This is a genomic window from Mesorhizobium sp. M7A.F.Ca.CA.001.08.2.1 (assembly GCF_003998455.1).
GTDB lineage: Bacteria > Pseudomonadota > Alphaproteobacteria > Rhizobiales > Rhizobiaceae > Mesorhizobium > Mesorhizobium ciceri.
In genome coordinates this window covers 1-6501 of sequence record NZ_RZPW01000322.1, presented here as the reverse complement: position 1 = coordinate 6501, position 6501 = coordinate 1, and the positions used below count along the sequence as shown (strand labels likewise).

The 6501-nt window shown below is 61.1% G+C and carries 10 protein-coding genes; 7 read left to right on the top strand and 3 right to left on the bottom strand.

The features are described 5' to 3' along the window. The 3 genes from EN914_RS19315 to EN914_RS19305 all read left to right on the top strand — a co-directional run. Positions 1-523 (top strand): ASKHA domain-containing protein (locus EN914_RS19315; RefSeq protein WP_127389207.1); only part of this gene is annotated, 523 nt, incomplete at its 5' end. Positions 524-715: 192 nt separating this feature from the next. Beyond that, positions 716-895 carry a hypothetical protein gene (locus EN914_RS19310; RefSeq protein ID WP_338103557.1) on the top strand — a complete coding sequence of 60 codons (180 nt, stop codon included), beginning with the start codon at positions 716-718 and terminating at the stop codon, positions 893-895. A 232-nt stretch (positions 896-1127) separates the two neighbouring features. Next, complete coding sequence (locus EN914_RS19305; RefSeq protein ID WP_024501316.1) at positions 1128-2075, top strand: alpha/beta hydrolase; 948 nt, start codon at positions 1128-1130, stop codon at positions 2073-2075. Positions 2076-2102: 27 nt separating this feature from the next. Here EN914_RS19305 and EN914_RS19300 read toward each other — a convergent pair whose 3' ends face one another. Then, positions 2103-3002 carry a LysR substrate-binding domain-containing protein gene (locus EN914_RS19300; protein ID WP_013531163.1) on the bottom strand — a complete coding sequence of 300 codons (900 nt, stop codon included), beginning with the start codon at positions 3000-3002 and terminating at the stop codon, positions 2103-2105. A 221-nt stretch (positions 3003-3223) separates the two neighbouring features. On the opposite strand from EN914_RS19300, the gene EN914_RS19295 reads away from it, so the two are divergent. The 4 genes from EN914_RS19295 (at position 3224) to EN914_RS19275 (ending at position 5360) form a co-directional block, all read left to right on the top strand. Continuing rightward, entirely contained in the window at positions 3224-3409 is a 186-nt protein-coding gene (locus EN914_RS19295) for a hypothetical protein (protein ID WP_013531162.1), read from the top strand. 339 nt (positions 3410-3748) lie between these two features. Then, positions 3749-3883 carry a hypothetical protein gene (locus EN914_RS39890; RefSeq protein ID WP_013531161.1) on the top strand — a complete coding sequence of 45 codons (135 nt, stop codon included), beginning with the start codon at positions 3749-3751 and terminating at the stop codon, positions 3881-3883. Between the two features lie 345 nt (positions 3884-4228). Further along, the gene (locus EN914_RS19280; protein WP_348625597.1) at positions 4229-5167 is read left to right on the top strand and encodes a GlxA family transcriptional regulator; all 939 of its coding nucleotides are present in this window, start codon (positions 4229-4231) and stop codon (positions 5165-5167) included. Between the two features lie 13 nt (positions 5168-5180). Beyond that, a complete protein-coding gene (locus EN914_RS19275) occupies positions 5181-5360 on the top strand; it encodes a DUF1778 domain-containing protein (RefSeq protein WP_224621728.1) in 180 nt (59 codons plus the stop codon). Here the strand turns inward: EN914_RS19275 and EN914_RS19270 are convergent, their stop codons facing one another. Both EN914_RS19270 and EN914_RS19265 read right to left on the bottom strand, forming a co-directional pair. Beyond that, positions 5361-6143 carry an ABC transporter ATP-binding protein gene (locus EN914_RS19270; RefSeq protein ID WP_024501317.1) on the bottom strand — a complete coding sequence of 261 codons (783 nt, stop codon included), beginning with the start codon at positions 6141-6143 and terminating at the stop codon, positions 5361-5363. Beyond that, positions 6140-6501, bottom strand: a 362-nt coding sequence (locus EN914_RS19265; protein WP_127389206.1) for an ABC transporter permease, incomplete at its 5' end; no start/stop codon positions are given. The genes EN914_RS19270 and EN914_RS19265, both read right to left, overlap by 4 nt.

Genomic DNA, 6501 nt, shown 5'->3' with positions numbered 1-6501 from the left:
GACGGAAGATGGGCCGAAGATCACCATCACCCAGACCGATGTGCGCGCCATCCAGCTTGCCAAGGCAGCGCTTTATGCCGGCACCAAACTGTTGATGGAAAAGCAGAACACCGAGCATGTCGACCGCATCCATTTCGCCGGCGCCTTCGGCTCCTTCATCGATCCGAAATACGCCATGGTGCTGGGCCTGATCCCGGATTGCGACCTCGACAAGGTCTCGGCGGTCGGCAACGCCGCCGGTGCCGGCGCGCGCATGGCGCTGCTCAATCGCGGCTACCGCCGCGAGATCGAGGACACGGTCAGCAAGATCGAGAAGATCGAGACGGCGCTGGAACCGAAATTCCAGGAGCATTTCGTCTACGCCATGGCGCTGCCCAACAAGGTCGATCCGTTCCCGAAACTGTCGGCAGCGGTGAAACTGCCGCCGCGCAAGACGGTCAGCGAGGATGGCGTTGCCGGCGACGCCGCTCCGCGCCGGCGTTCGCGCGAAGGCCACGAGGGGCGGAGGCGTGGAAGGGAATAAGCGGCCCGCCCCCGCCAACACCTTTCGAAACTCATTTGCATGCAAATGTTTCCGGATCGTCTGATCCGGAAACCAAAACGCTGTTTTCGTGAAATTCGCCAGATACATGGCAGGCGCATTCAACCGGCATCGAACGGCAGGCAGGAAATATCTTTCAGCCGCTGCAACGCTCCAGGGGAGACAACGATGTCAATGCTCGAAAGCCTGAGCCGCTATGGCACCGCCATCAGACAAGCCCATGACCGCAGCAAGGCGCGGCGCCTGCTGAACAGCCTGCCGCCCGAAATCCAGAAGGACATCGGCTGGCCGGTGTCGCCGCGATCCAGTGAAAGGGCATCCCTCAGCAACGCTATCTGGAGCGCCGTGCGCTGATGACCTTCGCCGACAAATGCAAATTGCTCGGCATGCGCCGGGGACCTCGCATGTCCCCGGCGACCACCAGCAACCGGCTGCGAGCCGCACTTTTACCGCGTCGCTGACCACTGCGGCGCGGATCAAACCGCCGTGTAGACGCGGGCGCAAATCTTGACATTTTCAGCCACGGCACAATCTTTCGATTTAGGGGGTTCTCTTAGTCGGCTTTGGCCGAAGTTCGTGTATTCGCATGCCAAGTTTGAAAAGCCATGTCGTGTCTTTTGTTTTGCGGCACAGCCGTAAGCAGGCATTTGCCAGTCCGGAAAATCTGCAGCGCTGGATCGCAGCCGCGCGCAAGACCGAGAACCACCGGCCGCCCGCCTCGCTACACCAGCGTCTCGATATCGAGATGCATACGGTCGGTGGCTTCCCCGTATACGAAATCCCACCCAAGTCCGGCGAACAGAAGCGGATTCTCTACTTGCACGGCGGCGCCTATGTCTTTGAAATCACGCCCTATCATTGGCACCTGATTGCCGACATGGCGGATCGGTTGGGCTACGCAATCACGGTGCCGATCTATCCAATCGCCCCCGAACATGATTTCCACGCCATGTTCGGAATGGTTGGCGATGTTTACCGGCAGATGCTCGCCGAGACGGAGGCCGAGGACATCGTCTTCATGGGCGATTCCGCCGGCGGCAACATGGCTGTGGTGCTGACCATGATGGCCGCCGAAGAAGGACTGTCCCTGCCGTCACGACATGTGCTCATTTCGCCGGGTCTCGACGTGTCGCTCACCAATCCCGCAGTGTTCGAGGCGGAACGCAACGACCCTTGGCTGGGCATAGCTGGCGGACGAGAGGCGATTCGTCTGTACAGTGCCGGCATCGATCCCAGCGACTGGCATATCAGCCCGGTCTATGGAGACCTGTCAGTGCTGCCAAGAACACTGCTTTTGACTGGCTCGCGCGATCTTTTGACGCCCGACAATCTGATCTTCGCGGAAAAAGCCCGCGCCGCCGGCGTTGAAATCGATCTTGTCTATGAGGAAGGCATGTTCCACGTCTGGCCGCTGATCGACATGCCGGAGGCCCGGCGCGCCCGCGAGCGCATCGTCGAATTTCTCGGGGAGAGCCGGATCGTGCAAGACACGAGACTAAGGCCTGAACAGCGCCCCGCCGAAGCGGCGGAGTAGCTCTATATTGTCGTCCTTACCAGCCGGTCAGAACTTGCCGGTTTCCCGGAACACTTCGAAGGTCGCGCGGATGTGGTCGGCGACGGCCTTGACCGGCGCGCTGGCGTCCGGCGCCACCACCATCGCCAGATTGTAGGTGCCGATGTCGGGCATGCCGTCCTTCGGGCAGAGTTCGACCATGTCGTTGCCGAGAAACGACTTCGGCAGCGGCGCCACGGCGAGATCGGACATGATCGCGGCGCGCTGGCCGGCCGTGTGCGCGCTCATATAGGCGATGCGGTAGTTGCGGCCCTCGCGGCCAAGCGCATCGAGCGCTCCGGCGCGCCAGGCGCAGCCCTCTTCCCAAAGCGACACCGGCAAGGGCTCGCGCAAATGCGCGCAGCCACCCTTGGCGCCGGCCCAGACAATCGGCTCGGTCAGCAGCACCTCGGCGCCGAGCGCGCTGGTCTTGTAGGAATTGGTCAGCAGCGTGATGTCGAGCGCCCGGTCGTCCATGCGCCGGCGCAGATTGCTGCTCTGGTCGATGGTGACGTCGACGGCGATCGACGGATGCGACTGCGCGAAACGCTTCAGCACATGCGGCAGCACGCGCTCGCCGTAATCGTCCGGCGAACCAAGCCGCACGACACCGACAATCTCGGGAATGATGAACTTCGACACCACCTCGCGGTTGATCGACAGCAGCCGGCGGGCATAGCCGAGCAGCATCTCGCCGTCCGTGGTCAGCGACACCGAGCGGGCGTCGCGCGCGAACACGGAGCGGCCGAGAATGTCCTCCAGCTTCTTGATCTGCATGGAGACGGCCGACGGCGTGCGAAAGACGGCATTGGCGGCGGTGGTGAAGCTGCCGGTCTCGGCAATCGCCACGAAAGTGCGCAAAACGTCGAGATCGAGCAGTGGCAGCGGATGATTGAGCGGGGCGTTCATGGCAACCGACCTTCAATTTTTCTGATACAAAACATCATTCCATTTCGTTTGATTGAACATCAGATTGGGAGGATAGTCAACTCCATCGAATGAGGCAGCTGCCACAAGCAGACATGAAACGACCCCGACACAGACCTGCATTCGACACGAAATGAAGTTGAAACAAACCCGACGTAACCAACGCGCTGTCTGGCACCCGCCAGCCACCAAAGGAGAAAGAAATGTCTATCCTGTCGTCTCTTGGTCGCATCGCGACCGAATTCAGCGCGGCACGCGCCCGCTACCAGACCGAGCGCGCCATCCGTTCCTTGCCGATCGAACTGCAGAAGGATATCGGCTGGCCTGAGGCTTCCGACACCAAGACCGGTACTCGCAATGGCATCGGATCCTGGGCTGGAGCAAAGTAGATCGTGTGTACTATGTGCTGAAGGCCTGCCGCGCGAACCGCCCGGCAGGCCTTCTCTATTTTATTTGTATTCAAATGAGTTTTGGAGCCATGTCACCAACGCATGACGCATATGAGAAAGCCGCATAGCAGCTCCTGTTTTCACTTAATGCCTTGTAAATGATCGTAAATTTTGGGCACCTTGCCCAAATCTGTCGCAATCGATGTCGCATTTCATATCAAGCGGTTCGCTTTTGCGATTTAGTTTCTGCTTACACAAGCCTATATCAGCGCCAGCAAACGAGCTGCCCCACTCCATCAAGCGAAGGCGACCCGTCTGAGCAACCGAATGGAGATGATTATGAAGCTTTTTGCCCGCCTCTTTGCCCGCCGCGAAATGAACCTGACCACCGCTCTCGAGCGTCAGCGTCTCGCCAACACCATGCCCGGCCAGACTGGCGCCATGAATGCGGCGCGCCTCGGCTTCGTCGCCTGAAGATTTTCCAGGCAGCGCATCCCTGCCGCTGCTTTAAAACTACAACGCCGCCTGGCTCCAGCCAGAGCGGTGTATTTGTTCTGCGCACAGGCTGTACGCTGCCTGTCCCTTGAACAGTTCGTGCCACTTCCGGGCCCCGCTGCACGCCGATTGCCCATTTGCGACCCATGTCGCAAATTTAATCTTGTCGTAGCGGCGTAGCCGATTGACAGACATGGTTTTTCCTGATGTCGCTATGCTATTCGCGACATCCTGTTCGCGCCATGGCTGTGTGAGGTTCCCTTGAACGCCGTAAAGCATCCGATCAAGCGGTCGTTTGTATTCTTCCTTATTCCCGATTTCACCATGATCGCCTTTGCGACCGCGCTCGACCCGCTGCGCTCGGCTAATCGCATGCTCGGCTACGAGGCCTATCGATGGCGCCTCGCCAGCATCGACGGCAAGCCGGTGCGCGCCTCGAACGGAGTCGAATGCGCGGTCAACACGTCGCTCGAGGATGAACGCAAGAAGATGGCAGGCCCCGATCGGCCGAACATGGCCATCGTCTGCAGCGGCATCAATGTCGAGCGCTACCAAAACAAGTCCGCCTTCGCCTGGCTGCGCGAGGAATATAATCGCGGCGTCGCCGTCGGCGGCCTGTGCACCGGCGCGCATATTCTCGCCGCCGCCGGCCTGTTGTCCAACAAGCGCTGTGCCATCCACTGGGAGAACCTGCCGGGCTTTTCCGAGGCGTTCCCGAAGGCCAATGTCTTTGCCGACCTCTTCGAGATCGACCAGAACATCTACACCTGCGCCGGTGGCACTGCCGCACTCGACATGATGCTGAAGCTGATCGGCGACGACTTTGACGAGAACCTCGTCAACCGCGTCTGCGAGCAGGTGCTGACCGACCGCGTGCGCAGCCCCACCGACCGCCAGCGCCTGCCGCTACGCGCCCGCCTCGGCGTCCAGAACTCGAAAGTGCTGACCATCATCGAACTGATGGAGGGCAATCTGTCGGAGCCGCTGTCACTGATCGAGATTGCCGATCATGTCGACCTGTCGCGCCGCCAGATCGAGCGGCTGTTCCGCACCGAGATGGGCCGCTCCCCCGCCCGCTATTATCTCGAAATCCGGCTCGACCGCGCTCGGCACCTGCTGATCCAGTCCTCGATGCCAGTGGTCGAGGTGGCGGTCGCCTGCGGCTTCGTCTCGGCCTCGCATTTCTCCAAATGCTACCGCGAACTCTACGCCCGCTCGCCGCAGCAGGAGCGCGTCGACCGCAAGCAGCTGCTGGCCGCCTGAGCAGAGGTGTCACGTGAGTACGAGAACGAATCGACCCGAAAGGCTGGCCGACCGGCGCATCTTTCCTCTCGATGTCGAAAAATGGGTAGCGTTCAAGGCGGCTCTGGACGCCCCGAAACGTGATCTTCCTCGCCTCAAGCGTCTGTTGAGCGAGCCAAGTATCTTTCCAGATGATCAGGCTGTGTCGGTCTGACTACGCCTGCGCCGTGCGCATCGCCTCGACCCGAATATCCTCGGTCAGCCGCGCTTTCAGCGCCGAGAATTCCGGGCTGGTTTTCAGCGTGTAATGGCGCGGATGCGGCAGGTCGATGGCGACATCCGACTTGATGCGGCCGGGCCGCGCCGTCATCACGATGACGCGCGAGGCCATGAAGATCGCCTCCTCGATGTCATGGGTGACGAACAGCACCGTCTTTTGGCGCCGTTCCCAGATGCCGAGCAGCAGTTCCTGCATCAGACCGCGCGTCTGGTTGTCGAGCGCGCCGAACGGCTCATCCAGCAACAGGATCTCCGGATCGTTAGCCAGCGCCCGGGCGATCGCCGTGCGCTGCTGCATGCCGCCGGAGAGCTGCTTCGGCCAATGGTTCTCGAACCCTTTCAGGCCGACGAGATTGACGTAGGAAGCGACGACCCCGTCCCGCTCCCTTTCGGGCATTCCGCGTTCGCGCAAGCCGAAAGCGATGTTCTGCGCCACAGTCAGCCAGGGAAACAGCGTGTAGGACTGAAAGACCATGCCGCGATCCGGCCCCGGCCGGGTCACCGCCTTGCCGTCGAGCAGCACACGGCCCTCGCTCGATGCTTCCAGGCCCGCGACAATCCTGAGCAGTGTCGACTTCCCGCAGCCGGACGGCCCCAGAATAGTGATGAAGTCGTTGGCGGCGACCGCCAGGTCGATCGGCATCAGCGCCTTGACCGGCTGACCGCCGCGCACGCCGGCAAAGGTGCGCGAAACGCCCTCGATGAGAAGCTTGTTCACGCCAGGCTCCACGGAAAGAGCCAGCGGTTGAAGGCCTTGAAGGCGAAGTCGGACAACAGCCCGATCAGTCCGATGACGATGATGCCGAAGATGATCTGACCCGTCGCCAGCCGCGACTGACTGTTGATGATCATGTAGCCGATGCCGGATGACGAGCCGATCAGTTCCGCGACGATGACATAGGTCCAGGCCCAGCCGAGCACCAGCCGCAGCGTCTCGGCGATCTCCGGCGCATTGGCCGGCATAATCACCCGGTCGACGATGCCGCTGTTGGTGGAACCCAGCGTGTAGGCGGCCTCGACCAGATCGCGTCGTGTGCCGCCAACTTTGACCGCGATGATGAGGACGATCTGGAACA

What these genes read in the sequence shown, in the direction of transcription:
- EN914_RS19280 (WP_348625597.1), top strand. Translation starts at nt 4,229, where the DNA reads ATGATCGCCTTTGCGACCGCGCTCGACCCGCTGCGCTCGGCTAATCGC.
- EN914_RS19310 (WP_338103557.1), top strand. Translation starts at nt 716, where the DNA reads ATGCTCGAAAGCCTGAGCCGCTATGGCACCGCCATCAGACAAGCCCAT.
- EN914_RS19305 (WP_024501316.1), top strand. Translation starts at nt 1,128, where the DNA reads ATGCCAAGTTTGAAAAGCCATGTCGTGTCTTTTGTTTTGCGGCACAGC.
- EN914_RS39890 (WP_013531161.1), top strand. Translation starts at nt 3,749, where the DNA reads ATGAAGCTTTTTGCCCGCCTCTTTGCCCGCCGCGAAATGAACCTGACC.
- EN914_RS19300 (WP_013531163.1), bottom strand. Translation starts at nt 3,002, where the DNA reads ATGAACGCCCCGCTCAATCATCCGCTGCCACTGCTCGATCTCGACGTT.
- EN914_RS19295 (WP_013531162.1), top strand. Translation starts at nt 3,224, where the DNA reads ATGTCTATCCTGTCGTCTCTTGGTCGCATCGCGACCGAATTCAGCGCG.